This window comes from Hydrogenophaga taeniospiralis CCUG 15921 (assembly GCF_001592305.1).
Lineage (GTDB): Bacteria > Pseudomonadota > Gammaproteobacteria > Burkholderiales > Burkholderiaceae_C > Hydrogenophaga > Hydrogenophaga taeniospiralis.
The window spans coordinates 94990-119785 of the sequence record NZ_BCWR01000004.1 but is presented as its reverse complement, the minus strand read 5'-3'; the positions used below and the strand labels follow the sequence as shown (position 1 = coordinate 119785).

Genomic DNA, 24796 nt, shown 5'->3' with positions numbered 1-24796 from the left:
GCCAGCGCCGCAGTGCGCGGCGCTGGTCGTCAACCTGTCCGGCCCTGTTGCAGCACCTCGCGCAGGCCCGCGAAGCGCCTGCGGTACTGGGCGGGCGTGAGGTTGACCTCGCGCTTGAACAGGCGCGCGAAATAGCCCGCGTCTTCATAGCCCACCTGGCCGGCGATGGCCTCGATCGGGTCCTCGCTGCCTTCCAGCAATTGTTTGGCCTCTTCGAGCCGCACGTGGTGCACGTACTGCAGCGGTGACAGACCCGTGGCTTGCTGGAAGCGGCGCACGAAAGAGCGTTCGGCCAGCCCCGAGAGCCGCGTCATCGCCGCCACCGGGCTGGGCTCGCCGTAGTGATCGGCGACCCAGAGCTGGCAGCGCGTGATCACCGCGTCGTCCGACTGCCGGCTCGCCGAGAGCCGCGCAAACGGCTGCTGGCCACTCTCGTGCCAGTCGATCAGGTACAGGCGCGCCATCTGCATCGCGGCCTCCAGGTTCACCAGCCGGGCGATCAGGTACAGCGCCAGGTCCTGCCAGGAGGTGCCACCGCCGGCCATCACCAGGCGCTGACCTTCGCCCGCCGTCACCAGCGCCCGCCGGCGGTGCAGGCGGATGCCCGGGTGGCGCTGCGCCAGCACGTCGCAGTAGGCCCAGTGGGTGGTGGCGTCCTCGCCTTCGAGCAGGCCGGCTTCGGCCATCAGCAGCGCGCCCGAGCAGGCCGCCGCGATGATGGCACCTCGCGCATGGGCCTCGCGCAGCCAGGCCGCTTCGGCCGGGAAACGGCCGCGGATCTCGGCGTCCGGCAGCAGGAACACCTCCGGGATGCAGATGACCTGAGGGGGCGCCGCGTCAGCGATGGAGGCGTCGGGCACCACCTGCACCCCGTTGGCGATGGTCAGCGGGCGGCCATCGGCCGAGACGATCTGCACGTGCAGCGAAGAGGTGCCCGGGCGGCCCTCGACCACCAGGGGCCAGTCCCGTCCCACGCCCACAAACATGTCGCTCAGGCCAAACAACACCGAGGCCGTGACCTCGGGCAGCGCCAGGATGGCCACGGTGGCGAGCGCCGGGGCGTCGTCGGGGTTGGACATGGCGGTTTTGTCGGGTGGCTGTCGGATTTGACTGCAGGTGAAAACGGTCCGTCTGCCTACAGTGCCTGATCGATTCTAGAACCGTCAAACCCCTTTCAACCCCTCACTGGAAACACCATGTCCTGGCCCGAAATCTTCACCCTGGCGGTGCTGCCCGCCTTCCTTCTGCTCGATGCCGTCACCCACGCCCGCCTCGGTCGCGTGCGCGGCTGGCGCGTGCGGGCCCTTTCCATCACCGTGGTCAACGCCGGGCTGGCGCTGGTCGTCGGCCTTCTCTGGAGCCGCTTCTTCGGGAGTCTGCACGTCTTCGACGGGGCCGCGCTCGGCACCGCCGGTGGCGCGGCGCTGGGCGTGCTGGTGTACCAGCTCTTCCACTACGGGTACCACCGCAGCGCGCACCGCTTCGACACCCTCTGGCGCCTGGGCCACCAGATGCACCACAGCGCCGAATCGCTCGACGCCTGGGGTGCCTTCTACCTGCACCCGCTGGACACGGCGCTGTTCACCACGCTCTCCAGCCTGGTGCTGTTTCCGCTGCTAGGCCTGAGCCCCGAGGCGGGGGCCTGGGCGGTGGCGGTGCTGACCTTTCTCTCGGTGTTCCAGCACGCCCGCGTGCGCACACCGACCTGGCTGGGCTACCTGATCCAGCGGCCTGAGAGCCACGCCATCCACCACCAGCGCGGCGTGCATGCGCACAACTACGCCGACCTGCCGCTGTGGGACCTGCTGTTCGGCACCTTCCGCAACGGACCGGCGAACGCGCCCTGGCCCGAACTGGGTTTCCATGACGGCGCCTCCGCGCGCATTCCCGAAATGCTGGTGTTCCGCGACGTGTCGCGCGCCAGACATTGATCCCCTCTCTTTTTCCTTTTTCCTCACCCCAACCCCGGAGCAATCCCATGACCACGAAAGACACCGTCGGCTACACCCTCTCGGGCGGCAACGCCCACGCCCTGGACCTGCTGGAGCAGGCCCTGCACCAGTTCCGCTGCTTTGCCGACAACCCCCTGGCCACCGCTGAAGCGGCGCTGGCCGAAGCCCCCGACCTCGTGATGGCCCAGGTGCTGCGCGCCTGGCTTTACCTGCTGTCCTCGGAAGCAGCAGCCGTGGCGCCGGCCCGCGAGGCCTTGGCCGCCGCGCGCGAGCTGCCGCACAACGAACGCGAGGCCTGGCACCTGCGGGCCATCGCGCAGCTGTGCGATGGCCAGTGGCGCGCCGCCGCGCTCACGCTGGAAGACCTGAGCGTGCACTACCCGCTGGACGCGCTGGCCCTGCAGGCCGGCCAGCAGCTCGACTTCTTCGTGGGCGACTCGCGCATGCTGCGCGACCGCATCGCGCGTGCGCTGCCCGCATGGTCGGCCACCCTGCCCGGCTGGCACGCGGTGCTGGGCATGCAGGCCTTCGGGCTCGAAGAAACCGGCGACTACGCCCGCGCCGAACGCCTGGGGCGCCAGGCCGTGGACCTGCAGCCCCGCGACGCCTGGGCGCAGCACGCGGTGGCCCACGTGCTGGAGATGCAGGGCCGGCGCGACGAGGGCATCGAGTGGATGCGGGGCAACGAAGGCTGGCAGACCGACAACTTCCTGGCCGTGCACAACTGGTGGCACCTCGCGCTGCACCACCTCGCGCAGGGCGACCTGCCCGAGGTGCTGGCGCTGTACGACGGGCCGATCCACGGCCACCGTCCCGAGATCCATGTGGAACTGGTGGACGCGAGCGCCTTGCTGTGGCGGCTGGACCTGCAGGGGGCGGACGTGGGCGCACGCTGGGAGCGCCTGGCCGAGCGCTGGGCGCCCTTCGCGGGCGACGGCCACTACGCCTTCAGCGACTGGCACGCTGCCATGGCGTTCGTGGCCGCCGGGCGTGATGACCTGCTGCAGACATTGCTGCAGGCCCAGCGCAACGCGATGGCCAACGAGGGCGACAACGCGGCCTTCACGCGCGAGGTCGGCTCGGCGGTCACGCAGGCTTGCATCGCCTTCGGCCAGCAGGACTGGGCGCGTGCGGTGGCCCTGCTGCGCCCGGTGCGCAGCCAGTCGCACCGGTTCGGTGGCAGCCATGCGCAGCGCGACCTGATCGACCTCACGCTGATCGCGGCGGCCCAACGCAGCGGCCACAAAGCCCTGGCGCGCGCCCTGGAGCAGGAGCGCCTGGCCCTGGCCCGGCAGCGCATGCCCGCGCGGCGCGAGGCGCTGACCGCCTGACTCCCGTTCCTTCCCACCTTTCGCTGGCCCCGCCGGCCTTGATCCATGCACACCGTACAGCTGTCCCTGCCTTCCACCCTGCGCCTGTCGCGCCGGCCGCACCCGGCCGCCAGCTCGCGCCCCGCCACCGACACCTGGGTGCTGCCCCGGGGGACCCTGCACCGCATCACGTGGCCGTTGGGCTGCCGCATCCAGTGCATTGCCGGCCGGGCCTGGATCACCCACGACCGTGACCCGCGGGACATCGTGCTGGAGGCGGGTGAAAGCCACACCTGTGACCGGCCCGAGCGCGTGATCGTGCAGGCCCTCGAAGCGCTCACCCTGCGGGTGCTCCCGCCCGCCGGGTGAGCCGTGGCCTCGGAGCTTTGCGCAGACTGTACGGTCGCCTTCCGTCTGTGCGCTACACGACAGACCACCCCCCGCGCCGGGCGCACACTGGGAAGATCCTGGGTCTGTGCCGCGGTCATGTGGCCGTGTTGGGCCCCAGGGAAAAGGATCTGTCATGACCGCACTCTCCGCACCGCCCCCGCCTTCTTCGCCACCGCCGCTGGTCGCTCCGGTGCGCGGTTATCTGCGGCCCATGGTGTTGTTCAGCTTCCTGGGCGTGCTGCTCCTGTTGGCGTTTCGCCTGTCGGACCTGCTGCCGCTGCTGTTCGGGGCGGTCATCGTTGCGGTGGCGTTGCACGCCCTGGCCGCGCCCTTGGGGCAGTTCCTGCGCCTGTCGCCGCGGGTGGCGGTGGGCGCGGCGGTGGCGCTCGTGATGGTGGTGGTCGCGCTGGTGGTCTGGCTGATCGGCGACCGCCTGGTCACGCAGCTGGACGATCTGGGGCAGAAATTGCCCGCCGCGCTCAATGCGCTGGTGCGCTGGGCCCGGGGCCATACCCTGGGGGTGACGCTGCTCAAGATGTGGGGCAATGCGGACGCGGGCGATCTGCCGCTGGCCAGCGTGGCCATCGCCGCGACCCAGGCCCTGAGCGCCGTGGGCGGCATCGGCCTGATGCTGGTGGTGGGGGTGTACATCGCGGCCGACCCGGTGCTGTACAGCGAAGGCCTGGTCCGGCTCATACCCCTGGCTTACCGCGAGCGTGTGAGCGAGGCCATGCGGGCCAGCGGTTACGCCTTGTCGCGCTGGCTGATGGGGCAGGGCATCTCGATGCTGTTCGTGGGGCTGTCCACCACCGTGGGGCTGGCGCTGCTGGGCATGCCGCTGGCGCCCACGCTGGGGCTGCTCGCGGGGGCGCTGGCGTTCATCCCGTTCTTCGGTCCGATCGCTTCGGGCGTGCTGGCGGTGCTGATCGCCTTCATGGAGGGGCCCACGCTGGCGCTGTCCGTGGCCGGCCTGTGCGTGGCGATCCAGGTGATCGAAGGCAACCTGCTGATGCCCCTGGTGCAGCGCTGGGCGGTGGAGCTGCCGCCGGTGCTGGGCATCACGGCGGCCATCATCTTCGGCCTGCTGTTCGGCCTGCCGGGTGTGATCCTCGCGTCGCCCCTGATGGTGGTGGCCATGGTGCTGGTGCGCAAGCTCTACGTGGAAGGTGTGCTGGAGGCGTAGGCGGGCGTTTCCTGGTGGGGGTGTGCGCTGCTGCACAGACCCACGCCCATCCCCTGCCTATGCTGAATGTCCAGCGGCCGGCGGGTGCATCCCGTACCTTGCGGCGGACTCGCTGGTGACACCAAGGGCACCTCATGAACTACCAAGAGCAAGACACCTACGGCATGTACAAGAACCGATCCAGCGACGGCCCCGGCCCCGGGCTGATGGGCGCGAACACGCTGGACGGCAACGACGTCTTCAACCGCCAGGACGAAGACCTGGGCGACATCAAGGAAATCATGCTCGACATGGGCACCAGCCGCGTGGCCTACGCGGTGCTGTCGTACGGCGGCTTTCTGGGCATGGGCAACAAGCTGTTTGCCGTGTCCTGGAACGCCCTGACGCTGGACACCGCCAACAAGCGCTTTGTGCTCGACGTCGACAAGGACCGGCTGGAGAACGCACCCGGTTTCGACAAGGACCAGTGGCCCGACATGGCCGACGCGACCTGGAGCAAGGAAATCCACGACTACTACGGCGTGACCCCGTATTCGGACGGCAGGGTTTAACCCCACCCCCGTCGCTTGCCCGCTGCGCGTGGCCGCATCCCCCCTCAAGGGGGCGACACCAGCCGTCCGGCAGAGCCGGCCCGGCGGTGTCCCTGAGAGCGACCGTTGCAGCCGATCACGCGTTGCCAAAAAAAAGGAGGGCTGCAGCCGACAGGTTGCGGCCCTTTCGCCCGTCCTGTCGTCGCTCAGCCCGCGCGCGCCAGAAAGGTGAGCAGGTCGCCGGTCAGGCGTTCCTTGTCGGTGGCGAACAGGCCGTGGGGTGCGCCGTCGTATTCGATCAGGGTGCTGTGCGCGATGCCCTGCGCGGCGACGCGGCTGGACGCGGCGATCGGCACGGTCTTGTCGGCCGTGCCGTGGATGATCAGGGTGGGCACGGTGAAGGCGGCCAGGTCGCCCCGGAAGTCGGTCGACGAGAACGAACGCATGCATTCGATGGTGGCCTTCAGGCTGGCCTGCAGGGCGATGCCGCGCGCCCACTCCCGCAGCTCGGCGCTGACGGGGCGTTCTTCCGAGTCTTCACCGAAGAAGGTCTTGAAGAAGCCGGTGAAGAACTGCGCCCGGTCGGCCTTCAGGCCCTCGGCCGTCTGGTCGAAGGCCGCCTGTTCGGTGCCTTCCGGGTTGTCGCCGGTCTTCAGGCGGAAGGGCAGGATGGACGACAGCAGTGCGCATTTCGCGACCGACTTCCCGCCATGGCGCGCCATGTAGCGCGCCACCTCGCCACCGCCCATGGAGAAGCCGACCAGGGTCGCGTCCCGCGCGCCGGTCTGCTGGATCACGGCGGCCAGGTCGTCTGCCAGGGTGTCGTAGTCGTAGCCGCTCCAGGGCTGGGTGGAGCGGCCAAAACCGCGCCGGTCGTAGGCGATCACGCGGTGGCCCGCTTCGGCGATGGCCATGGCCTGGTCGTCCCAGCTGTCGGCCGACAGCGGCCAGCCGTGGATCAGGATGACTGGCGGGCCTTCGCCCCAGTCCTTGACGTAGAGGCGGGTCTTGTCGGGGGTCTCGATGGTGTTCATGGCAGGGCCTTTCACGCTGGAAAAACCGCAGTGTTGTCAGGCGCGCGGTCAGCGTCTGTCTGCTGACGAACAGTCCGCGCTGCTGGAGGTTCGCTACCGCACCGACGGACACCCCCCCGGGTGGGACATTGCGCTCTCGGTGGCGCCACCGCGCTGTCCGCCCAACCAAGGGTTTCACCATGTCCAAGCCGTCCGATCCAATGCCTGGCCAGAGTGCGAAGCAGCAGGCGATGGCGCCGTCGCTGGCCGCCCCGCTCGACCGCCTCACCACCAACCAGGGCCTGTTGCTGAGCGACAACCACAACTCGCTCAAGGCCGGCGCACGCGGGCCCACGCTGCTGGAAGATTTCATCCTGCGCGAGAAGATCACCCACTTCGACCACGAGCGCATCCCCGAGCGCGCGGTGCACGCGCGCGGCGCGGGCGCCCACGGCTTCTTTCAGGTCTACCAGAGCGAAGCCGCGATCACCCGTGCCGGCTTCCTGTGCGACCCGTCGGTGCAGACGCCGGTGTTCGTGCGCTTCTCCACCGTGGCCGGCTCGCGCGGCTCGGCCGACACGGTGCGCGACGCGCGCGGCTTCGCGGTGAAGTTCTACACGCCCGAAGGCAACGTCGACCTGGTGGGCAACAACATCCCGGTCTTCTTCATCCAGGACGCGATCAAGTTCCCCGACCTGGTCCATGCCGTCAAGCCCGAGCCCGACAGCGAAATGCCGCAGGCGGCCAGCGCGCACGACACCTTCTGGGACTTCGTCACGCTCATGCCCGAGACCACGCACATGCTGATGTGGGTGATGTCGGACCGCGGCATCCCGCGCAGCCTGCGCATGATGGAAGGCTTCGGCGTGCACACCTTCCGTTTCGTGAACGCGCACGGCGAGTCGAGCTTCGTGAAGTTCCACTGGAAGCCCAAGCTCGGCGTGCACGCGCTGACCTGGGACGAGGCGCAGACGCTGGCCGGGCAGGACGCCGACTTCCACCGCCGCGACCTCTGGGAAGCCATCGCCAGCGGCCAGTTCCCCGAGTGGGAACTGGGCGTGCAGGTGGTGCCCGAGGCCGATGAACACCGCTTCGCTTTCGACCTGCTCGACCCCACCAAGCTGATCCCCGAAGAGCTGGTGCCGGTGCGCCGCATCGGCCGCCTGGTGCTCAACCGCAACCCCGACAACTTCTTTGCCGAGACCGAGCAGGTGGCTTTTCACCCGGGCCACCTGGTGCCAGGCATCGACTTCTCCAACGACCCGCTGCTGCAGGGGCGGCTGTTCTCGTACACCGACACCCAGCTCTCACGCCTGGGCGGCGCCAACTTCCACGAGTTGCCGATCAACAAGGGCGTGTGCCCGATGCACAACTTCCAGCGCGACGGCATGCACCGCCAGTCCATCGCGAGCGGTCGCGTGGCCTACGAGCCCAACACGCTGGCCAACGGCGAGGAGTTCCGCGTCGATGGCCGCAGCTTCGACCCGGTGGGTCCATCCGGCTTCACCAGCCACCCCGAGGCGCTGGAGCCGCCCAAGCTGCGGGCGCGCAGTGCCTCGTTTGACGAGCACTATGCGCAGGCCCGGCTGTTCTGGGTCAGCCAGTCGGCACCTGAGCAGGACCATCTGGTCGCTGCGTTCCAGTTCGAGCTCTCCAAGCTGCAGACCCCCGGGATTCGCCAGCGCATGGTGGACACACTGGCGCATGTGGATGCGGACCTGGCCCAACGTGTCGCCGCCCCGCTGGGCACCAATCCACCCGACAAGGCCGCGGCCACCGCCTGGCCGGGCTTTCGCGAAGGACCGGTGATCGCCGACCTGGCGCCGTCACCGTCGCTCCGCATGGCCGTGGACAAGAGCGCCGGTATCGCCACGCGCAAGGTCGCGATCCTGGTGGCCGATGGCGTGAACGGCGCCGCGGTGCGGGCCGTGCAGCAGGCGCTGGCGGCGGCGGGTGCAATGTCCAAACTGGTCGGGCCGACGCTGTGCCCCGTGCGGTGCGCTGGCGGCGAGACCCTGGCGGTGGACGCCACGCTGGACAACGCGCCCTCGGTGCTGTTCGACGCGCTCTACCTGGCGCCCACGGAGGCGGAGGCCGATGGCCTGGCTGGCGATGCGCGGGCGCTGCGTGCGGTGGAGCAGGCCTGCCGCCACGGCAAGACCGTGGCCGCGTCGGGATCGGGCGCGCGGCTGATCGCCGCGGCCGGCGTGGACCCGGCGTTGCCCGGTGTGCTGGTGGACGCCTCGGACGAGGTGAGCGCGGATTTCTCGGCGGCCTTCGTCACCGCCATGGGCCGGCATCGGCATTGGGGCTCCTGAAAGGTGAGCCCAGGAGACACACCATGACCTTCGCGACTCCCACGGTTCGCGCAGCCTGGGCTGCCGCAGGCACCGCCTGCCTGCTGTTGCTGGGCGCCTGCGCCGAGCCCGCCCGCTTCACCGTGGCCGAGGGCTCGGGCAACAACCCCGCGCTGCCGGCGCCCAGCCGGGCGCTGATCCCCATGGTGAACATCGCGCCGGCCCGGGGCTGGCCGGCCGACGCCATGCCCACCCCGGCGCCGGGCCTGCGGGTGCAGGCGTTCGCCCGCGACCTGGACCACCCGCGCTGGCTGCTGGTGCTGCCCAACGGCGATGTGCTGGTCGCGGAAAGCAACGCGCCGCCCAAGGCGGACCCGCCCACGGGCATCAAAGCCTGGGTGATGGGGCGGGTGATGAAGCGCGCGGGCGCCGCCGTGCCCAGCGCCAACCGCATCACCCTGCTGCGCGACACCGATGGCGACGGTGTGGCCGACCTGCGCTCGGTGTTGCTCAGTGGTTTGAACTCGCCCTTCGGCATGGCGCTGGTGGGCGAACGCCTGTTCGTGGCCAACGCCGACGCGGTGCTGGCCTTTCCGTACCGCCGTGGGGACACGGTCATCAACGCGACCGGCACCCAGTTGCTGGCCCTGCCCGGCGGACCGATCAACCACCACTGGACCAAGAGCCTGCTCGCCAGCCCGGACGGCCAGCGGCTCTACGTGGGCGTCGGTTCCAACAGCAACATCGGCGAGAACGGCATGGCGGCCGAAGCAGGCCGGGCTGCGGTCTGGGAAGTGGACATCCGCACCGGCGCGCACCGCGTCTTTGCCTCGGGCCTGCGCAACCCGGTCGGCCTGGCCTGGGACGCCAGCGGCCGCACGCTGTGGACCGTGGTCAACGAGCGCGACGAGCTTGGCAGCGACCTGGTGCCCGACTACCTCACCTCGGTGCGCGACGGCGCCTTCTACGGCTGGCCCTACAGCTACTACGGCCAGCGGGTCGACACCCGCGTCAAGCCGCCCGCGCCAGACCAGGTGGCCAAGGCCGTGGTGCCCGACTTTGCTTTGGGTGCCCACGTCGCGCCCCTGGGTCTGGCGTCCGCCGTTGGCAGTCGCCTGCCCGCGCCGTTCACCAACGGCATGTTCATCGGCCAGCACGGTTCGTGGAACCGCCGCCCGCACAGCGGCTACAAGGTGGTCTTCGTGCCCTTCAGCGGTGGGCAGCCCTTGGGACCGGCACGCGATGTGCTGGGCGGCTTTCTCAGCGCCGACGGAGAGGCCTTCGGCCGGCCGGTGGGCGTGGCGATCGACACGCAGGGGGCGCTGCTGGTGGCCGATGACGTGGGCAACGTGGTCTGGCGCGTCAGCGCCTCGCCTTGACGCAGCGGTGGGCTGGGCGCTCAGGACCCCAGCAGCGCGCGCCAGGCCTGGCGCGTGGGGGACGACACCGAGTCCAGTACCTGTTCGTAGGGCGTCTTGTGCCGGGTCAGCAGCCGGGCCGAGGCTACCATCTTGGAGCGGCAGAACCAGTGGCAGGTGTGCTGGAACAGGAACAGCTCGGCCGACAGCATGTAGGCCTTGTCCTTGGGGCTGAGGTCCTGCGTGTTCTGCGCCACGAAGGCGATGCCCTTGGCGTGGATGGCCAGCGCCTCGCGCAGATCGAAGGTGGCGCCGGCGGCCAGCCGGGTGGCCCAGGGCAGCGCCAGCGGCCAGGTGCTGACACGGGTCTGCACCTCGCCCAGGCGCGCCACGTCGGCGGCCAGGCGGTCGAACTGCCGGCACAGCGTCTGTTCGGTGGTGGCCAGCAGGTTCCAGATCTGTTGGCGCCGCTCGGGATCGGCTTCGCCCAGGGCGCGCAGGTAGCCCTCGGTGAGCTGCTCCATCAGCTTTTCCAGCTGGTACGGCTGCAGGCAGTGCCCCAGCAGCGCGATGCGCTGGCGTTGTTCACGGTTCTTCGCGGCGTACACGCCCAGGCCGATCAGGATCAGCGTCACATAAATGTCCATGCCGCTATTGTCCGGCCCTTTTGCGGGCCGCCCGGCGCCGGGGTGAGCGCGACGGATATTTATACAAAGCAAATGCTTGCTATAAATAGGGCGGCCTGCTATGGTTCCAAGCCATGAGCACCGCCAGCCTCCCTTTGCCCGCCCCCGCCGCGCCGCGCCGCGCCCGGGGCCGCCCGCCCAAGACCGCCGACGAACGCGACGACGGCAACCGCCGCCAGGCCCTGCTGCGTGCGGCGGCGCGCCTGTTTCGCCAGCAGGGTTTTGCCGCCACCAGCACGCGCGACATCGCCGCCGCGGCGGGCATGCGCTCGGGCTCGCCCTTCTACCACTTCGACAGCAAGGAAGCCCTGCTCGCGGCTGTGATGCAGGAGGGCATGCAAAGCGCGCTGCGCCGCCAGACCGCCGCCATGGCCGCCGCGGCGAGCGCGCAGCCGCTGAGCGCGCGCGACTGCCTGCAAGTGCTGGTGCGCAACCACTACGAGGTGCTGCTTGGGCCCGACAGCGACTTCATCCCCGTGATGCTGTACGAATGGCGTTCGTTGTCCGAGGCGCAGCGCAGCGAGGTCAACCACCAGAAGGCCGACTACGAAGCCGCCTGGGTACCGGTGTTGCAGGCCCTGCACGCCAGCGGCGAACTGAGCGGCGACCCGGGGCTGGCGCGGCTGATGCTGTTTGGCGCGCTGAACTGGTCGGTGCAGTGGTACGACCCGGCGCGCCAGGCCTCGCTGGACGACCTGACCCAGACCACGCTGCAGCTTTTTCTGAAAGACCCGGTCGCTCCGAAGGGAGCCCGCACCGCAACGCGCCGCTCGGAGGTGCTCGAATGAGTGCACTGACGCAAAAACCACCCGGTTACCGCTCGGTGTTCGCGCCGGGTCTGCTGGCCGGGCGGGTGGTGGTGGTCACGGGCGGGGGCTCGGGCATCGGGCGCTGCACCGCGCACGAGCTCGCCAGCCTGGGCGCGCACGTGGTACTGGTGGGGCGCAAGCCCGACAAACTGCAGGCAACGGTGGACGAGATCGCGTCCGATGGTGGGCGCGCCAGCTTCCACGCCTGCGACATCCGGCAGGAAGACGCGGTGCGTCACATGGTCTCGGCCATCGTGGCCGAACACGGCCGCATCGATGGCCTGGTGAACAACGCGGGCGGCCAGTACATCACGCCGCTGGAACAGATCAGCGCCAAGGGCTGGCAGGCGGTGATCGACACCAACCTCACCGGCGGTTTTTTGGTGGCGCGCGAGTGTTATCTGCAGAGCATGCAGGCGCAGGGTGGTGCCATCGTCAACATCGTGGCCGACATCTGGGGTTCCATGCCCGGCATGGGCCACAGTGGCGCGGCGCGCGCGGGCATGGTGAGCTTCACCGAAACCGCGGCCGTCGAATGGGCGCGCAGCGGCGTACGCGTGAATGCGGTGGCGCCGGGCTACATCGCCTCCAGCGGCATGGACCATTACCCGCCCGAGGCCGGCCCCATGCTGCGCGAGATGCGCGACACCGTGCCGGCCGGGCGTTTCGGCAACGAGGCGGAAACGTCGGCGGCCATCGTGTTCCTGCTCTCGCCAGCGGCCAGTTTCATCAGCGGCACGGTGTTGCGCGTGGACGGCGCACGGCCGCAGGTGCGCATGGGCTGGGGCCAGGTGGCCGCGCCGGTGGAGGCGCAGGGGCGCGACGCGGTGAAGCCGTTTGAAGGGTTTCACCGGTATGTGGCGCCGAAGGTGTTCCAGGCATGAGCTTTCAATCCAGCTTCAACCCCCACAGCGAGCAGGCCCAGCAGCGCCGCGAAGCCATGCTGGCGCGCATCGCGCAACTGCGTGCCCTCGAAGACCGTGCCGCCCAGGCCTCGGCGAAATCGAAGCCGGTGTTCGACAAGCGGGGTCAGCTGTTGCCGCGCGAGCGCATCGGCCTGCTGCTCGACCCGGGCGCGCCGTTCCTGCCGCTGTGTTCGCTCGCCGGCTTTCTGCAGGACTGCAAAGACCCCGAGAAATCCGTGCCCGGTGGCGGCGTCGTGGCCGGCATCGGCTTCATCAACGGCGTGCGCTGCATGGTGGTGGCGAGCGACTCGGGCATCGAGGCCGGGGCGATCCAGCCGCGTGGGCTGGAGAAGATCCTGCGCGTGCAGGCCATCGCGCTCGAACAGAAGCTGCCCTTCGTGCACCTGGTGGAAAGCGCAGGCGCCAACCTCACCAAATACCAGGTCGAAGGCTTCGTGCTCGGGGGGGCGCTGTTCCGCAACCTCGCGCGCCTCTCGGCCGCGGGCCTGCCGGTGATCACGGTGCAGCACGGCTCGGGCACGGCGGGTGGGGCCTACATGCCGGGCCTGAGCGACGTGGTGATCATGGTGCGTGGGCGCTCGCGGGCATTTCTCGCCGGCCCGCCGCTGTTGATGGCCGCCACCGGCGAGGTGGCGACCGAAGAGGAGTTGGGTGGGGCGGAGATGCACACGGGTGTGTCGGGGCTGGGGGAGTACCTGGCGGAGGATGACCGGGAGGCGCTGGGCATTGCTCGGCAGGTGTTGGGGCAGTTGGACTGGTTGTCGCGGGCCCCAACCCCAGCCCCCCCGCCCCTCCACGAAGCCGACGACCTGCTCGCCCTCATGCCCCCGCACCACCGCGAACCGGTCGACATGCGCGAAGTCCTGCTGCGCATCACCGACGCCTCCGACATCCTCGAATTCAAACCCCTTTACGGCGCCGCCACGGTCTGTGCCCAGGCCCGCATCGGCGGCCACGCGGTGGGCCTCATCAGCAACAACGGCCCCATCGACGTGGCGGGCGCCAACAAGGCCACGCACTTCATCCAGTGGATGTGCCAGCTCGGCCACCCGCTCATCTACCTGCAGAACACCACCGGCTACATGGTCGGCAAGGAGAGCGAGCAGGCCGGCATGATCAAACACGGCAGCAAGATGATCCAGGCCGTGACCAACGCCACCGTGCCGCAGATCACCATCCAGTGCGGCGCCAGCTTCGGCGCCGGCAACTACGGCATGTGCGGCCGCGGCTACGCGCCGCGTTTCCTGTTCAGTTGGCCGAATGCACGCACCGCGGTGATGGGCGGCGAGCAGGCCGCGCGCACCATGCGCATCGTGGCCGAGGCCGGCTTGGCGCGCAAAGGCATCGCGCCCGACGCGCTTCAGATGCAGGCGCAGTTTGATCAGATCGTCCACGTGTTCGAAAGCCAGGCCGACGCGTTCTACACCAGCGGCCTGGTGCTCGACGACGGCGTGATCGACCCGCGCGACACGCGCGCCGTGCTGAGCTTCTGCCTCGACACCTGCGCCGAAGCGGCGGCGCGCCAGCCCAGACCCATGCAGTTCGGCGTGGCGCGGATGTGACCTCACACCACAGGAGACAAGACATGCAGTTCACCCACGAACACCGCGAGATCCAGAACACGCTCAAGCGCTACATCGACGAGCACATCAACCCCCACGTGGACGAGTGGGAAGCGGCCGAGATCTTCCCGGCGCACGAGGTGTTCAAAGGTCTGGGCCAGCTCGGCCTGCTGGGCCTGACCAAGCCCGAGGCCTTCGGCGGTGCGGGGCTGGACTATTCGTACAGCCTGGCCATGGCCGAGACGCTGGGCCACATCCACTGCGGTGGGGTTCCCATGGCCATCGGCGTGCAGACCGACATGGCCACACCCGCGCTGGCGCGCTTCGGCAGCGACGAGTTGCGCGCCCAGTTCCTCGCGCCGGCCATCGCGGGCGACATGGTGGGCTGCATCGGCGTGAGCGAACCCGGCGCGGGCAGCGACGTGGCCGCCATCAAGAGCGTGGCGCGCAAGGACGGCGACGACTACGTCATCACCGGCCAGAAGATGTGGATCACCAACAGCCTGCAGGCCGACTGGATGTGCATGCTGGTCAACACCAGCGACGGCCCCGCGCACAAGAACAAGAGCCTGGTGATGGTGCCCATGCGCGAGAAGGGCCAGTTGGTCAAAGGCATCGAGGTGGCGCAGAAGATCAAGAAGATCGGCATGAACAGCAGCGACACCGGCCTGATCTATTTCGACGAAGTGCGTGTGCCCCAGCGCTACCGCATCGGCGCCGAGGGCGCGGGTTTCATCTACCAGATGCAGCAGTTCCAGGAAGAGCGCCTGTGGTGCGCGGCGAGCACGCTGCAGAGCCTCACCAACTGCATCGAATGGACCATCGAATGGGCGCAGGAGCGCAAGCTGTTTGGCGCCACGCTGGCCGACCAGCAGTGGGTGCAGTTCAAGCTGGCCGAGCTCAAGACCGAGGTGGAAAGCCTGCGCGCGCTCACCTACCTGTCCTGCGAACACTACGTGGCCGGCGAGGACGTGACCGAGTGGGCCACCATGGCCAAGCTGAAAGCCGGCCGGTTGAACCGGCTGGTGCCCGACACCTGTCTGCAGTTCTGGGGCGGCATGGGCTTCACCTGGGAGAACCGGGTCTCGCGCATGTACCGCGACGGGCGGCTCGCCTCGATTGGCGGCGGCGCCGACGAGGTGATGCTCGGCATCCTCACCAAGATGATGGGCATCGCCAAGCGCCCGGCGCACTGAAGGGGCGCGGCATGAGCAACTTCCTGGTAGTGCGGCAGGGTGACACCGAGCGCTGGACGCTCAACGACCCTGCTTCGCGCAACGCCCTCTCCGACGCCATGGTGCTCGGCCTGTTCGAGGCCTGCCTGCGCGCCAAGCAGGACACCAGCTTGCGCGGCATCGTGCTCACCGGCGCGAGCGGGGCCTTCAGCGCCGGCGGCAGCCTGGGCGGTTTCGCCAGCGCCATCGGCCAGCCGCTGCAGCCCGGGGAAGACGACCCGCTGATTGACATGAACCGCGGCTATGGCGACGTGTTGCACGCACTTACCGAGCTGCCGCAATGGCTGGTCTGTGCGGTGGACGGCCCGGCCATGGGCGGGGGCTTCGGCCTGGTGTGCTGTGCCGACCTCGTGATCGCCACCGACCGCTCGGTCTTCGCCACGCCCGAGGTCACGCTGGGCCTGCCGCCGGCGCAGATCGCGCCCTTCGTCTGGCAGCGGCTGGGCGACGCGGTCGCGCGGCAGTGCCTGCTGAGCGGTGCGCGCTGGAGCGCCGCGCAGGCGCAGGCCGCCGGCCTCGTGAACACCGTGGTGGCCGACGACGCGCTCGGTGCCGCCGTGGCGGAAACAGAGCGGGCCTTGCGTGCCGCCGCCCCAGGCGCGGTGGCCGCCACGAAACAGCTGCTGCACCGCCTGCGCGCCAAGGCGCCCGACCTGCGCACTGAAGCCGCCATCGCCTTCGCCGCCGCGCTGCGCGGCCCCGAAGCCGCGGCCGGCCTTGCCGCCTTCGCGAAGAAGCAGCCCGCGCCGTGGGTGGATGTACCCCCGCGCTCGACGGAGGGCGACTCGTGAGACGCCTGCTGATCGCGAACCGGGGAGAGATCGCCCGCCGGGTGATCCGTACAGCCCACGCCATGGGCATCGCCACCGTGGCCGTGTACTCCGACGCCGACCGCGACGCGTTGCACGTGCGCGAAGCGGGCACCTCGTTCGCGCTCGGTGGCCTGGCCTCGGCCGATTCCTACCTGCGCGTGGACAAGCTGCTCGAAGCCGCGCGCGCCACCGGCGCCGACGCGGTGCACCCCGGCTACGGCTTTCTGAGTGAAAACGCCGACTTCGCCCAGGCCGTGCTCGACGCGGGCCTCATCTGGGTCGGCCCGCCGCCCGCCGCCATCCGCGCGCTGGGCAGCAAATCGGCCGCGAAAGCCCTGGCGCTGGCGCAGGGCGTGCCTTGCCTGCCCGGCTACTTTGGTGAGGACCAGCGTGATCAGATCTTCATCGCCGAGGCACAGCGCATCGGCTTTCCGCTCATGGTCAAGGCCGTGGCGGGGGGCGGCGGGCGCGGCATGCGGCTGGTGCACGACGCCGCGCAGTTGCTGCCCGCCCTGCACGGCGCGCGTTCGGAAGCGCTGGCCGGTTTTGGCAACGGCGACCTGCTGATCGAGCGCGCCCTGCTGGCGCCGCGCCACGTCGAGGTGCAGGTGTTTGCCGATGCACACGGCCACTGCATCCACCTCGGCGAGCGCGACTGCTCGGTGCAGCGCCGCCACCAGAAGATCATTGAAGAAGCACCCAGCCCGGCTGTGTCGCCGGCACTGCGCGCCGAACTCGGCCGCTGCGCTGTGGCGCTGGCCCAAGCGGCGGGCTATGTGGGGGCGGGCACGGTGGAGTTTTTGCTGGAGGATGGGTGTGGGCAGAGCCCTCACCCCGGCCCTCTCCCGCAGGCGGGAGAGGGGGAAACTCCCTTCTTCTTGATGGAGATGAACACGCGCCTGCAAGTCGAACACCCGGTCACGGAGATGATCACCGGCCTCGACCTCGTCGAATGGCAGCTGCGCATCGCGCGCGGCGAGCCGCTGCCGCTCAGCCAGGACCAGGTGCGCTTCAGCGGCCACGCCGTCGAAGTGCGCCTGTGCGCCGAAGACGAACACCACACGCCGCACACCGGCGTGGTGCGCCACTTCGCCGAGCCCGCGCTGTCCGCGCCCGGCCTGCGGTTCGACCACGCGCTGGAAACCGGCAGCGCCGTCACGCCGCACTACGACGCGATGCTGGGCAAGCTCATCGCCCACGCGCCCACCCGCGCCGAGGCTATGCACCGCCTGGCCCACGCGCTGGATCACACCCGCGTGCTCGGCCTGCCCACCAACCGCGCCTTTCTAGCCGCCTGCCTGCGCCACCCGGTGTTTGGCGCGGGCGGAGCGCGCATCCCGTTCCTGGCCGAACACGGCGACGCGTTGCGCGAAGGGCTGCGACCCGGTGCCGACGCCCAGCGGGTGGCCGCGCTGGCGTTGCTGTACGCGCAGCAGCCACCGGCCCGCACCCTGGCCTGCCCGTTCCCGCGAGCCTTGCGGCTGGGTCTGGGTGCCGAGGTGCTGGAGTTCGGCGTGCGCGAAACCGGGGGCAGCCATCTGGTGCTGACGCAGGGCGAGCAGACCTGGCGCGCCCTGCTGCGGGCCGACGCGGGCGGCCTGTGCATCACGCAGGGCGGCGTGGGCTGGGTGGCGCACGCCGTGCCCGTTGCGGGCGCCGGCGGCGTTGCGCCGCGCTGGCAGGTGCAGCTGAGCGGCGGTGGGGCGGGCGAGGCCACCCGCGCCGAACTCTGGCTCGACGACCTGAGCCACACGCCGCGCGAGCGCGCTGCCGGCGCGGGCGCCCTGCGCGAGCTGCGCGCGCCCTTCAACGGCAAGCTGATCGCCCTGCATGTGCAGACCGGGCAGACGGTGGCGCGCGGCGCGCCGCTGCTGGTGATCGAGTCCATGAAGCTGGAGCACACCCTGCATGCGCTACACGACACCGTGATCGAAAGTCTGAACGTGGTGCCGGGCCAGCAGGTGGCTCCCGGCCAACTGCTCGCAACCTTTCTGTGATGAACGCTGACCCGACCCCGAATTTCACCCCCGAAGACCGCCGCGCGCTGCTCGACACCGTGCAGCGCTTCGCCACCCAGGCCATCGCGCCCCATGTGAACGCCTGGGACGAGGCGGGCGAATTCCCGCGCGTGCTCTACACGCAGGCCGCCGGGCTGGGCCTGCTCGGTCTGGGCTACCCCGAGGCCCTGGGCGGCACGCCCGCGCCGTGGTCGGTGCGCAACGCCATGTCGCAGACGCTGGCGCGCCATGGCGGCAGCGGCGGCGTGATGGCCAGCCTGTTTTCACACAACATCGGCCTGCCCCCGGTGCTCGCTCACGGCACGGCCGAGCAGCAGGCCGAAATCGTTCCACCGGTGCTGCGCGGCGAGCAGATCGCGGCGCTGGGCATCACCGAACCCGGCGGCGGCTCCGACGTGGCGAGCCTGCGCACCACCGCGCGGCTCGACGGCGGCGACTACGTGATCGACGGCGAAAAGGTGTTCATCACCTCAGGCATGCGCTGCGACTGGATCACGCTCGCCGTGCGCACCGACCTGCAAAGCAAAGGCGCCAGCGGCCTTTCCATGATCGCCGTGCCGTGCGACGCGAAAGGCCTCTCGCGCACGCCGCTGCAGAAGATGGGCTGGCTCTGCTCCGACACCGCGCACCTGCGCTTCGACGGCCTGCGCGTGCCCGCGCGCTACCGGCTGGGCGAAGAGGGCGCGGGTTTTCGCATGGTCATGAGCAATTTCAACGGCGAGCGGCTGGCGCTGGCCGCGATGGCGCTGGGCTTTGCCGAGGCCTGTTACGACGAGGCCCTGGCCTGGGCGCGCCAGCGCCAGACCTTTGGCGCGCCGCTGATCGAGCGCCAGGTGATCCGCCACAAGCTCATGGACATGCAGATGCGCATCGCATCCACCCAGGCCTGGGTCGATGCAGTGGGCGCGCGGGCGGACGCTGGAGACCAGGGATCGGAATGGGTGGCGCAGGTCTGCCTGCTGAAAAATCATTCAACGCAGACCATGCAGTTCTGCGCCGACGCCGCCGTGCAGATCCTCGGCGGCATGGGCTTCATGCGCGGCACCGTGAGCGAGCGCCTTTACCGCGAAGTCAAGGTCCTGATGATCGGTGGCGGCGCCGAAGAGATCATGAAAGAACTGGCCGCGCGCCAACTTGGAATCTAGAACGACAAAACCCCGCTCATCGGAGCGGGGTTCCTGGTCGGGAGTCTGCGCGCAGCGCAGGGCGCGCGGGCTTAGCGCGTGGCGGTGAAGCTGCCGCCCATGGTGGGGGCGGGGTAGCGGCTGGGGTACAGCTCTTTCAGCTTCTTGCCCGACTCGCCATCGGCCACCACGTCGCCGGTGCGAATGGCTTCGGCCAGTTCGGCTTTCACCTGTTCACGGGTCTTGCCGGCCGACTGCGCTTGGGCGGGGTACAGATCGGGGCGGACCTGGTTGAGCATGAGGCCGCTTTCGTTGTTGGCGATCACATTGCCGGTGCGAACGGCTTCGGCCAGTTCGGCCTTCACTTGTTCGCGGGTTTTGGGGCCGTCGGCGGCGAACACCTGGCTGGCGGACAGGGCGAGGACGGCGACGGCGATGGCGGAGAGGTGCTTGCGGTTCATGGTGAAACTCCTTGGAGGGCTGTGGAACGGTGGGTCGAATTCCCTGGTCGGGCTTCGATGGGAAAGCCGTTGTGCCTTCCCTGGGGATGAATTCTTGACAACCAAAACCACGTTTTCCGAACCGCCAGATTACAAAGTTGTCATCCCGCGTTGGCACGGCATATGCGACCATTCCCGCCTGATCGGTCAACCCCTCTGTGAGCTCAGCGATGCGTGTCCTTGTCGTCGAAGATGAACCCAAACTGGCGCAGTACCTGCACCAGGGCCTCAGTGAAAACGGCTACGTCGTGGACGTGGCGCGCGACGGCATCGAAGGCCGCCGCCTGGCCACCGGCGGCAGCTACGACCTGATGCTGCTCGACGTGATGCTGCCCGGCGTTGACGGCTACGGCGTGCTCGCCGCCCTGCGCGCCGAAGACAGCAAGACGCCCGTGCTCATGCTGACCGCTCGCGACAAGATCGAAGACCGCGTCAAGGGCCTCGAAGGCGGGGCCGACGACTACCTCGTCAAACCCTTCGCTTTCTCCGAGCTGCTCGCGCGCATGGGCGCGCTGCTGCGCCGCGGCGCCTTCGCCAGCCCGCAGGCCGCCACCGTGCTGCGCCTGGCCGATCTGGAGGTGGACCTCGTCTCGCGCCGCTGCACGCGGGGCGCGCAGCGGCTGGACCTCACCGCCAAGGAGTTCAACCTGCTCGCGTTGCTCACGCGCCGGCGTGGCCAGATCCTGTCGCGCACCACGCTGGCCGAGCAGGTGTGGGACATGCACTTCGACTCCGACACCAACGTGGTGGAGGTGGCGGTGCGCCGCCTGCGCGCCAAGCTCGACGACCCTTTTCCCACCCGCTTGCTGCACACCGTGCGCGGCATGGGCTACGTGCTGGAAGAGCGCGCCGCATGAACCCCGCCACCCTGCTCTCCGAGCCCACCGACCCGCCGGCCAGCGGGTCCACTGCGCGGTGCCTGCCCCTGCCGTGCGGGCCGTCCATCGCGCGCCGCCTCTCGCGCGCCATGGCCCTGCTCATGTTCGTGGCCCTGGGCGTGCTCAGCGTGGCCAAGTATTCGGCCATCGCCATGCGCATGGAGGTGGACCAGCAGACCACGCTGGACGACAAACGCGAATACCTGTCGCATGCGATCGGAGTCGCCTGCGAAAACGGTGAGGCCGGTCTGCTGCAGCGCATGACTCTGTTCGACCCCGTGCGTTCGTCCACCCGCCTGCAGATGTGGCGCGGCGACGGCAGCGTGCTCTTTCGCGACGAGGTGCCCCCGTTCGCCCACAGCCGCAGCCTGGCGTTCGACGTGCCTGCCGAGCGCGTGGCCGGCGGCAAGGTGCGCGTGCAGCTGGAGATGGACACCACGCACGACCACCGCATCCAGCGCGAAGCCGCCATCACCCTGTTCATGACCACGCTGTTCGGCTCGGCCGCGGCCGGCTTTGCGATCCAGTGGCTGGTGCGCCGCGAGCTGCGCCCGTTGCGCTCGCTGACGCGGCAGATGAACGGCATCTCGCCGCGGCGGCTTGACCAGCGCCTGGTGGTGGAGCGCTCATCCGAAGAGCTCGACCCCTGGGTGGCCCAGTTCAACGCCCTGATGGATCGACTGCAGAAAGCCTACGAACAGCTCGAAGCCTTCAACGCCGACGTGGCGCACGAACTGCGCACGCCGCTCACTGCCCTGATCGGCCAGACCGAGGTGACCCTCTCGCGCGAACGCAACGTCGAGTCGCTGCGCGACACGCTGGCGTCCAACCTGGAAGAAATGCAGCGCCTCTCGGCCATCGTCAACGACATGCTCTTCCTCTCGCAGGCCGACCGCGGCGCCACCGCCCGGCGCAGCGAACCGGTGAGCCTGGCCGAGCTGGCGCACCAGGTGGCCGAGTTCCACGAAGGCGTGCTCGACGAAGCCGGCCTGCACTTCACGGTGGAGGGCGATGCCCGGGTCGCCGTGGACGCGGCCCTCGTCAAGCGCGCCATGTCCAACCTCATGGGCAACGCTTCGCGCTTCGCCGAGCCCGGTTCCACCGTGCGGGTGAAGATCGAGTCCGGCACCGACGGCGCCGCCAGCAGCGAGGTGCAGGTCGTGGTGGAAAACCAGGGCCCCGCCATCGAACCGCAGCACCTGCCCCATCTGTTCGACCGCTTCTTCCGCGCCGACGCGGCGCGCTGTTGCCCCGATGAAACCCACCACGGCCTGGGTCTGGCCATCGTCGCCGCCATCGCCCGCATGCACGCCGGCAACACCTTCGCCCGCTCGCACAACCGCGTGACGCAGATCGGTTTCACCCTGGGGCCGCAAACCGCTTGATGGGCCCCCGCCGCGCTGACCTGTGCGCGACACCCGGGCCCGCTCGCCGCGCGGCCGGGGGCTGTGGCCGCAAGCCGCATCAGCCACAATGGCTCGATGCGCACCCCACCCCCGATCCCCGTCGAATTCGAGCCCGATTTCGTGGCCGGCCTCAAAACCATCTTTGAGGAAAAAATCGTCTTCAACCAGGTGCTCGGCCTGAAGATCACCAGCCTCAAACCCGAGCGCGTGACCGCGCGCATCGACATGCGGCACGAGCTGGTGGGCCACTACAGCTACAACCGCATCCACGGCGGCGTCATCAGCGCCGGGCTCGACGCCATGGGCGGCCTGGCCTGCATGGCCGCCATTGGCGCGCGCCACATGGACGAAGCGCCCGAGCAGCGCCTGCACCGCTTCGCCAAGCTCGGCACCATCGACCTGCGCATCGACTACCTGCGCCCCGGCATCGGCGAACACTTCGAACTGCGCGCCGAAGTCATGCGCCTGGGCTCGCGCGTGGCGAGCACGCGCATGGAGTTCCTGGGTGCCGACGGCAAGCTGCTGTCTTGCGGATCGGGCGCGTACATCGTGTCGTGAGGCCATGAAAAGGAGCCGCCTCACGCGCTGGGCGCTGTGGCTCTGGGCCTCGCCCAACACCTTCGTCGGCCTGGTGCTCGGGCTGCTGCTGATCCCGGCCGGTGCGCGCTTCAGCCGTGTCGACGGCGTGCTCGAAATCGCCGCCTTGCGCAGACAGCCCAGGCACCGCTGGCCCTTCGCCGCCATCACCTTCGGCCACGTGATCCTGGGCACCCATGCGTTGGAACTGGAGCGCCTGCGCGCGCATGAGCGGGTACACGTGCGGCAGTGCGAACGCTGGGGGCCGCTGTTTCTGCCGGCGTATCTGCTGGCTGGGGCCTGGCAGTGGGCGCGGGGGCGGCGCGCCTATTGGGACAACCCGTTTGAGGTGGAGGCTCGGCGGGTTGGGGGCGGTTGAGAGGTAGGTTTCGGCCGGTTGCGGATGCTCGTGCCATTCGCTTCCAAGTTAAGCTACCGCTCGATCCGGCCCGATGAAATTTTTGTTTCGCTGGGCTGTGCGCCGTCGAATACCTTCGAAAAGCTCTTGGCGAGTGGGTTACCACGCTGATTCAAACAAACAAAATGTCCTCCAACGGCCTCTCGTTTCATCACCCGTTTGCCTTTTGGCTGGGTTGCGCTGCCATCATCGCGGGTGTGTTGTCGCACATCCCCATGTTTGTCTGTGCCGCAGACATGGGTTACCAAATGGCCGGTATGCCGATGGATACGGCGATGTTGGTCGGCATGGGGCTGATCCCCGTCGGGCTGCTGTTTGCCGCCTACGGCCTGATGCCACGGCTCGGTCAGATGCGGCAGAGCCTGCATGGCAGCTCACCGCTTCACTTTCACATTGCCGATGGCGTCGCACTGAACCGCGAACACTGGAAGCTGGTCATCGTGCTGATCATCGCGCTGACCGTCGATGTGATGAAGCCGGCAACGCTCGGCTTCGTCATGCCGGGCATGACCCTCGAATACGGCATCAGCAAGGAACTCGCGGGTTATTTACCGCTGGTCGCCCTGACCGGCACCACGGTGGGGTCTATCGTGTGGGGCTACCTGGCCGATACCTTCGGTCGGCGCGCGGCGATTCTTCTGTCTGCGCTGATGTTCATCGGCACTGCCATCTGTGGGGCAATGCCGTCGTTCGAATGGAATCTGGTGATGTGCTTTTTGATGGGCGCGTCTGCCGGCGGTCTGCTGCCGATCACGTTTACCTTGATGGCCGAGATGATTCCGGCTACCCATCGCGGCTGGCTGCTGGTCGCACTGGGCGGCATCGGTACATCGGCCGGCTACCTGGTGGCCGCTGGTGCTGCCAGCGTACTTGAACCGCTGTTCAGTTGGCGCGCGCTCTGGCTGCTGGGATTGCCTACAGGCGCTTTGATCATATTTCTGGACCGCTTCATTCCCGAGTCGCCGCGATTCCTGGCCAATGCCGGGCTGACCAACCAGGCGCGCGCGGTGCTGGCCAGGTTTTCTGGCGTCATTGATCAGGAATCGGGTGCCGAGGCGCAGTCTGCGACGGCAAATGCACCGCGAGAAACCACAGGCATGCGGCAGTTGTTGCGCGGCGGCCATGCCGGCATCAGCTATGGCCTGATCGTCGGCGGCGTTGCATGGGGACTGGTCAACTTCGGATTCCTGCTTTGGCTTCCGACCAATTTGCGCCAAATGGGCATGGATGCGAGCACAGCCAGCGCGCTGCTGGCGCGCTCCGCGTTTCTCGCCTTGCCTGGCATTGCGCTGGTGATCCTGCTGTACCACCGCTGGAGCAGCATCAAGACGCTGGTACTTTTCATCGCCTTGACGACCCTGACGCTGCTGGCGTTTGTGGTGATGAGCATGACCGGAACGCAATCGGCGACCGCGATGGTGATCGCCACCGCGCTTTTGCTGGTCAGCGCCAGTGGCGTGATTGCCATCTTGATTCCCTATGCCGCAGAGATCTATCCGGTACATCTGCGCGCCACCGGCTCCGGCATGATCGCCGCCAGCTCCAAGCTGGGCGGCATTCTCGGTGCGGCCTTCGGCGTGCTCGGGGTGTTCAGCAATATGGCGGTGTCGGCCGCGCTGATTGCGATACCGCTGACGATCTCGGCAGTCATGTTGCTCAGGAGCGGCATCGACACGCGCGGACGCCGTCTGGAAGACATTCAAGACGCGGTGTCGCGCAAGAGCGTGTCGGCGTGATGGTCGAATGGGTGACGTGTACCTTCGTTCCCGAGACTTGGACTGGCAGGGCTTGGCCGAGCAACCGGTCCGGGGGG

23 protein-coding genes are annotated in these 24796 nt (G+C 69.0%); 19 read left to right on the top strand and 4 right to left on the bottom strand.

The window, feature by feature from the left end; all coding sequences use genetic code 11:
* Positions 1-29: 29 nt before the first annotated feature.
* Positions 30-1079 carry a GlxA family transcriptional regulator gene (locus HTA01S_RS04555; RefSeq protein WP_068167407.1) on the bottom strand — a complete coding sequence of 350 codons (1050 nt, stop codon included), beginning with the start codon at positions 1077-1079 and terminating at the stop codon, positions 30-32.
* Between the two features lie 117 nt (positions 1080-1196).
* On the opposite strand from HTA01S_RS04555, the gene HTA01S_RS04550 reads away from it, so the two are divergent.
* From HTA01S_RS04550 to HTA01S_RS04530, 5 genes are all read left to right on the top strand, one after another.
* A complete protein-coding gene (locus HTA01S_RS04550) occupies positions 1197-1931 on the top strand; it encodes a sterol desaturase family protein (RefSeq protein ID WP_068167406.1) in 735 nt (244 codons plus the stop codon).
* 47 nt (positions 1932-1978) lie between these two features.
* Complete coding sequence (locus HTA01S_RS04545) at positions 1979-3283, top strand: tetratricopeptide repeat protein (RefSeq protein WP_068167405.1); 1305 nt, start codon at positions 1979-1981, stop codon at positions 3281-3283.
* Between the two features lie 45 nt (positions 3284-3328).
* Positions 3329-3631: a DUF2917 domain-containing protein gene (locus tag HTA01S_RS04540; RefSeq protein WP_068167404.1), complete on the top strand. Its 303-nt coding sequence runs from the start codon at positions 3329-3331 to the stop codon at positions 3629-3631.
* 154 nt (positions 3632-3785) lie between these two features.
* Positions 3786-4835: an AI-2E family transporter gene (locus HTA01S_RS04535; protein ID WP_068167403.1), complete on the top strand. Its 1050-nt coding sequence runs from the start codon at positions 3786-3788 to the stop codon at positions 4833-4835.
* A 134-nt stretch (positions 4836-4969) separates the two neighbouring features.
* Positions 4970-5386 carry a PRC-barrel domain-containing protein gene (locus tag HTA01S_RS04530; RefSeq protein WP_068167402.1) on the top strand — a complete coding sequence of 139 codons (417 nt, stop codon included), beginning with the start codon at positions 4970-4972 and terminating at the stop codon, positions 5384-5386.
* A gap of 185 nt (positions 5387-5571) precedes the next feature.
* On the opposite strand, the gene HTA01S_RS04525 is transcribed toward HTA01S_RS04530, so the two are convergent.
* A complete protein-coding gene (locus tag HTA01S_RS04525) occupies positions 5572-6399 on the bottom strand; it encodes an alpha/beta fold hydrolase (protein ID WP_068167401.1) in 828 nt (275 codons plus the stop codon).
* Between the two features lie 179 nt (positions 6400-6578).
* On the opposite strand from HTA01S_RS04525, the gene HTA01S_RS04520 reads away from it, so the two are divergent.
* Entirely contained in the window at positions 6579-8696 is a 2118-nt protein-coding gene (locus tag HTA01S_RS04520) for a catalase (RefSeq protein WP_068167400.1), read from the top strand.
* Between the two features lie 23 nt (positions 8697-8719).
* A complete protein-coding gene (locus HTA01S_RS04515; protein WP_084235848.1) occupies positions 8720-10054 on the top strand; it encodes a PQQ-dependent sugar dehydrogenase in 1335 nt (444 codons plus the stop codon).
* A gap of 20 nt (positions 10055-10074) precedes the next feature.
* Here the strand turns inward: HTA01S_RS04515 and HTA01S_RS04510 are convergent, their stop codons facing one another.
* Positions 10075-10680 carry a hypothetical protein gene (locus HTA01S_RS04510; protein WP_068167399.1) on the bottom strand — a complete coding sequence of 202 codons (606 nt, stop codon included), beginning with the start codon at positions 10678-10680 and terminating at the stop codon, positions 10075-10077.
* 113 nt (positions 10681-10793) lie between these two features.
* Between HTA01S_RS04510 and HTA01S_RS04505 the strand changes: the two genes are divergently transcribed.
* The 7 genes from HTA01S_RS04505 to HTA01S_RS04475 are packed head-to-tail and all read left to right on the top strand — an operon-like array spanning position 10794 to position 19226.
* A complete protein-coding gene (locus tag HTA01S_RS04505; RefSeq protein ID WP_068167398.1) occupies positions 10794-11507 on the top strand; it encodes a TetR/AcrR family transcriptional regulator in 714 nt (237 codons plus the stop codon).
* Complete coding sequence (locus HTA01S_RS04500) at positions 11504-12412, top strand: SDR family oxidoreductase (RefSeq protein ID WP_068167397.1); 909 nt, start codon at positions 11504-11506, stop codon at positions 12410-12412. Before HTA01S_RS04505 ends, HTA01S_RS04500 begins: the two co-directional genes overlap by 4 nt.
* On the top strand, positions 12409-14016 hold the full coding sequence (locus HTA01S_RS04495) for an acyl-CoA carboxylase subunit beta (RefSeq protein ID WP_068167396.1): 1608 nt from the start codon (positions 12409-12411) through the stop codon (positions 14014-14016). Before HTA01S_RS04500 ends, HTA01S_RS04495 begins: the two co-directional genes overlap by 4 nt.
* A gap of 23 nt (positions 14017-14039) precedes the next feature.
* Positions 14040-15212 carry an acyl-CoA dehydrogenase family protein gene (locus HTA01S_RS04490; RefSeq protein WP_068167395.1) on the top strand — a complete coding sequence of 391 codons (1173 nt, stop codon included), beginning with the start codon at positions 14040-14042 and terminating at the stop codon, positions 15210-15212.
* A gap of 11 nt (positions 15213-15223) precedes the next feature.
* Entirely contained in the window at positions 15224-16042 is an 819-nt protein-coding gene (locus tag HTA01S_RS04485; RefSeq protein WP_068167394.1) for an enoyl-CoA hydratase/isomerase family protein, read from the top strand.
* Positions 16039-18060 (top strand): acetyl/propionyl/methylcrotonyl-CoA carboxylase subunit alpha, encoded by a 2022-nt coding sequence (locus HTA01S_RS04480; protein WP_068167393.1) that lies wholly within the window; start codon positions 16039-16041, stop codon positions 18058-18060. Before HTA01S_RS04485 ends, HTA01S_RS04480 begins: the two co-directional genes overlap by 4 nt.
* Entirely contained in the window at positions 18060-19226 is a 1167-nt protein-coding gene (locus tag HTA01S_RS04475) for an acyl-CoA dehydrogenase family protein (RefSeq protein ID WP_068167392.1), read from the top strand. The genes HTA01S_RS04480 and HTA01S_RS04475 overlap by 1 nt, the downstream gene beginning before the upstream one ends.
* Positions 19227-19297: 71 nt before the next feature.
* Here HTA01S_RS04475 and HTA01S_RS04470 read toward each other — a convergent pair whose 3' ends face one another.
* A complete protein-coding gene (locus HTA01S_RS04470) occupies positions 19298-19666 on the bottom strand; it encodes a DUF4148 domain-containing protein (protein ID WP_068167391.1) in 369 nt (122 codons plus the stop codon).
* A gap of 209 nt (positions 19667-19875) precedes the next feature.
* On the opposite strand from HTA01S_RS04470, the gene HTA01S_RS04465 reads away from it, so the two are divergent.
* From HTA01S_RS04465 to HTA01S_RS04445, 5 genes are all read left to right on the top strand, one after another.
* Complete coding sequence (locus HTA01S_RS04465) at positions 19876-20562, top strand: heavy metal response regulator transcription factor (RefSeq protein WP_068167390.1); 687 nt, start codon at positions 19876-19878, stop codon at positions 20560-20562.
* The gene (locus tag HTA01S_RS04460; RefSeq protein ID WP_084235847.1) at positions 20559-21968 is read left to right on the top strand and encodes a heavy metal sensor histidine kinase; all 1410 of its coding nucleotides are present in this window, start codon (positions 20559-20561) and stop codon (positions 21966-21968) included. The genes HTA01S_RS04465 and HTA01S_RS04460 overlap by 4 nt, the downstream gene beginning before the upstream one ends.
* Positions 21969-22064: 96 nt before the next feature.
* A complete protein-coding gene (locus HTA01S_RS04455) occupies positions 22065-22547 on the top strand; it encodes a thioesterase family protein (RefSeq protein ID WP_068167389.1) in 483 nt (160 codons plus the stop codon).
* Between the two features lie 4 nt (positions 22548-22551).
* On the top strand, positions 22552-22944 hold the full coding sequence (locus tag HTA01S_RS04450) for a hypothetical protein (RefSeq protein WP_068167388.1): 393 nt from the start codon (positions 22552-22554) through the stop codon (positions 22942-22944).
* 164 nt (positions 22945-23108) lie between these two features.
* Complete coding sequence (locus tag HTA01S_RS04445) at positions 23109-24719, top strand: MFS transporter (protein ID WP_068167387.1); 1611 nt, start codon at positions 23109-23111, stop codon at positions 24717-24719.
* Positions 24720-24796 lie beyond the last annotated feature (77 nt).

Excerpts from the sequence above, each read along its gene's own strand:
- HTA01S_RS04555 (WP_068167407.1), bottom strand. The coding sequence starts at position 1,079 with ATGTCCAACCCCGACGACGCCCCGGCGCTCGCCACCGTGGCCATCCTG.
- HTA01S_RS04550 (WP_068167406.1), top strand. The coding sequence starts at position 1,197 with ATGTCCTGGCCCGAAATCTTCACCCTGGCGGTGCTGCCCGCCTTCCTT.
- HTA01S_RS04545 (WP_068167405.1), top strand. The coding sequence starts at position 1,979 with ATGACCACGAAAGACACCGTCGGCTACACCCTCTCGGGCGGCAACGCC.
- HTA01S_RS04540 (WP_068167404.1), top strand. The coding sequence starts at position 3,329 with ATGCACACCGTACAGCTGTCCCTGCCTTCCACCCTGCGCCTGTCGCGC.
- HTA01S_RS04535 (WP_068167403.1), top strand. The coding sequence starts at position 3,786 with ATGACCGCACTCTCCGCACCGCCCCCGCCTTCTTCGCCACCGCCGCTG.
- HTA01S_RS04530 (WP_068167402.1), top strand. The coding sequence starts at position 4,970 with ATGAACTACCAAGAGCAAGACACCTACGGCATGTACAAGAACCGATCC.
- HTA01S_RS04525 (WP_068167401.1), bottom strand. The coding sequence starts at position 6,399 with ATGAACACCATCGAGACCCCCGACAAGACCCGCCTCTACGTCAAGGAC.
- HTA01S_RS04520 (WP_068167400.1), top strand. The coding sequence starts at position 6,579 with ATGTCCAAGCCGTCCGATCCAATGCCTGGCCAGAGTGCGAAGCAGCAG.
- HTA01S_RS04515 (WP_084235848.1), top strand. The coding sequence starts at position 8,720 with ATGACCTTCGCGACTCCCACGGTTCGCGCAGCCTGGGCTGCCGCAGGC.
- HTA01S_RS04510 (WP_068167399.1), bottom strand. The coding sequence starts at position 10,680 with ATGGACATTTATGTGACGCTGATCCTGATCGGCCTGGGCGTGTACGCC.
- HTA01S_RS04505 (WP_068167398.1), top strand. The coding sequence starts at position 10,794 with ATGAGCACCGCCAGCCTCCCTTTGCCCGCCCCCGCCGCGCCGCGCCGC.
- HTA01S_RS04500 (WP_068167397.1), top strand. The coding sequence starts at position 11,504 with ATGAGTGCACTGACGCAAAAACCACCCGGTTACCGCTCGGTGTTCGCG.
- HTA01S_RS04495 (WP_068167396.1), top strand. The coding sequence starts at position 12,409 with ATGAGCTTTCAATCCAGCTTCAACCCCCACAGCGAGCAGGCCCAGCAG.
- HTA01S_RS04490 (WP_068167395.1), top strand. The coding sequence starts at position 14,040 with ATGCAGTTCACCCACGAACACCGCGAGATCCAGAACACGCTCAAGCGC.
- HTA01S_RS04485 (WP_068167394.1), top strand. The coding sequence starts at position 15,224 with ATGAGCAACTTCCTGGTAGTGCGGCAGGGTGACACCGAGCGCTGGACG.
- HTA01S_RS04475 (WP_068167392.1), top strand. The coding sequence starts at position 18,060 with ATGAACGCTGACCCGACCCCGAATTTCACCCCCGAAGACCGCCGCGCG.
- HTA01S_RS04470 (WP_068167391.1), bottom strand. The coding sequence starts at position 19,666 with ATGAACCGCAAGCACCTCTCCGCCATCGCCGTCGCCGTCCTCGCCCTG.
- HTA01S_RS04465 (WP_068167390.1), top strand. The coding sequence starts at position 19,876 with ATGCGTGTCCTTGTCGTCGAAGATGAACCCAAACTGGCGCAGTACCTG.
- HTA01S_RS04460 (WP_084235847.1), top strand. The coding sequence starts at position 20,559 with ATGAACCCCGCCACCCTGCTCTCCGAGCCCACCGACCCGCCGGCCAGC.
- HTA01S_RS04455 (WP_068167389.1), top strand. The coding sequence starts at position 22,065 with ATGCGCACCCCACCCCCGATCCCCGTCGAATTCGAGCCCGATTTCGTG.
- HTA01S_RS04450 (WP_068167388.1), top strand. The coding sequence starts at position 22,552 with ATGAAAAGGAGCCGCCTCACGCGCTGGGCGCTGTGGCTCTGGGCCTCG.
- HTA01S_RS04445 (WP_068167387.1), top strand. The coding sequence starts at position 23,109 with ATGTCCTCCAACGGCCTCTCGTTTCATCACCCGTTTGCCTTTTGGCTG.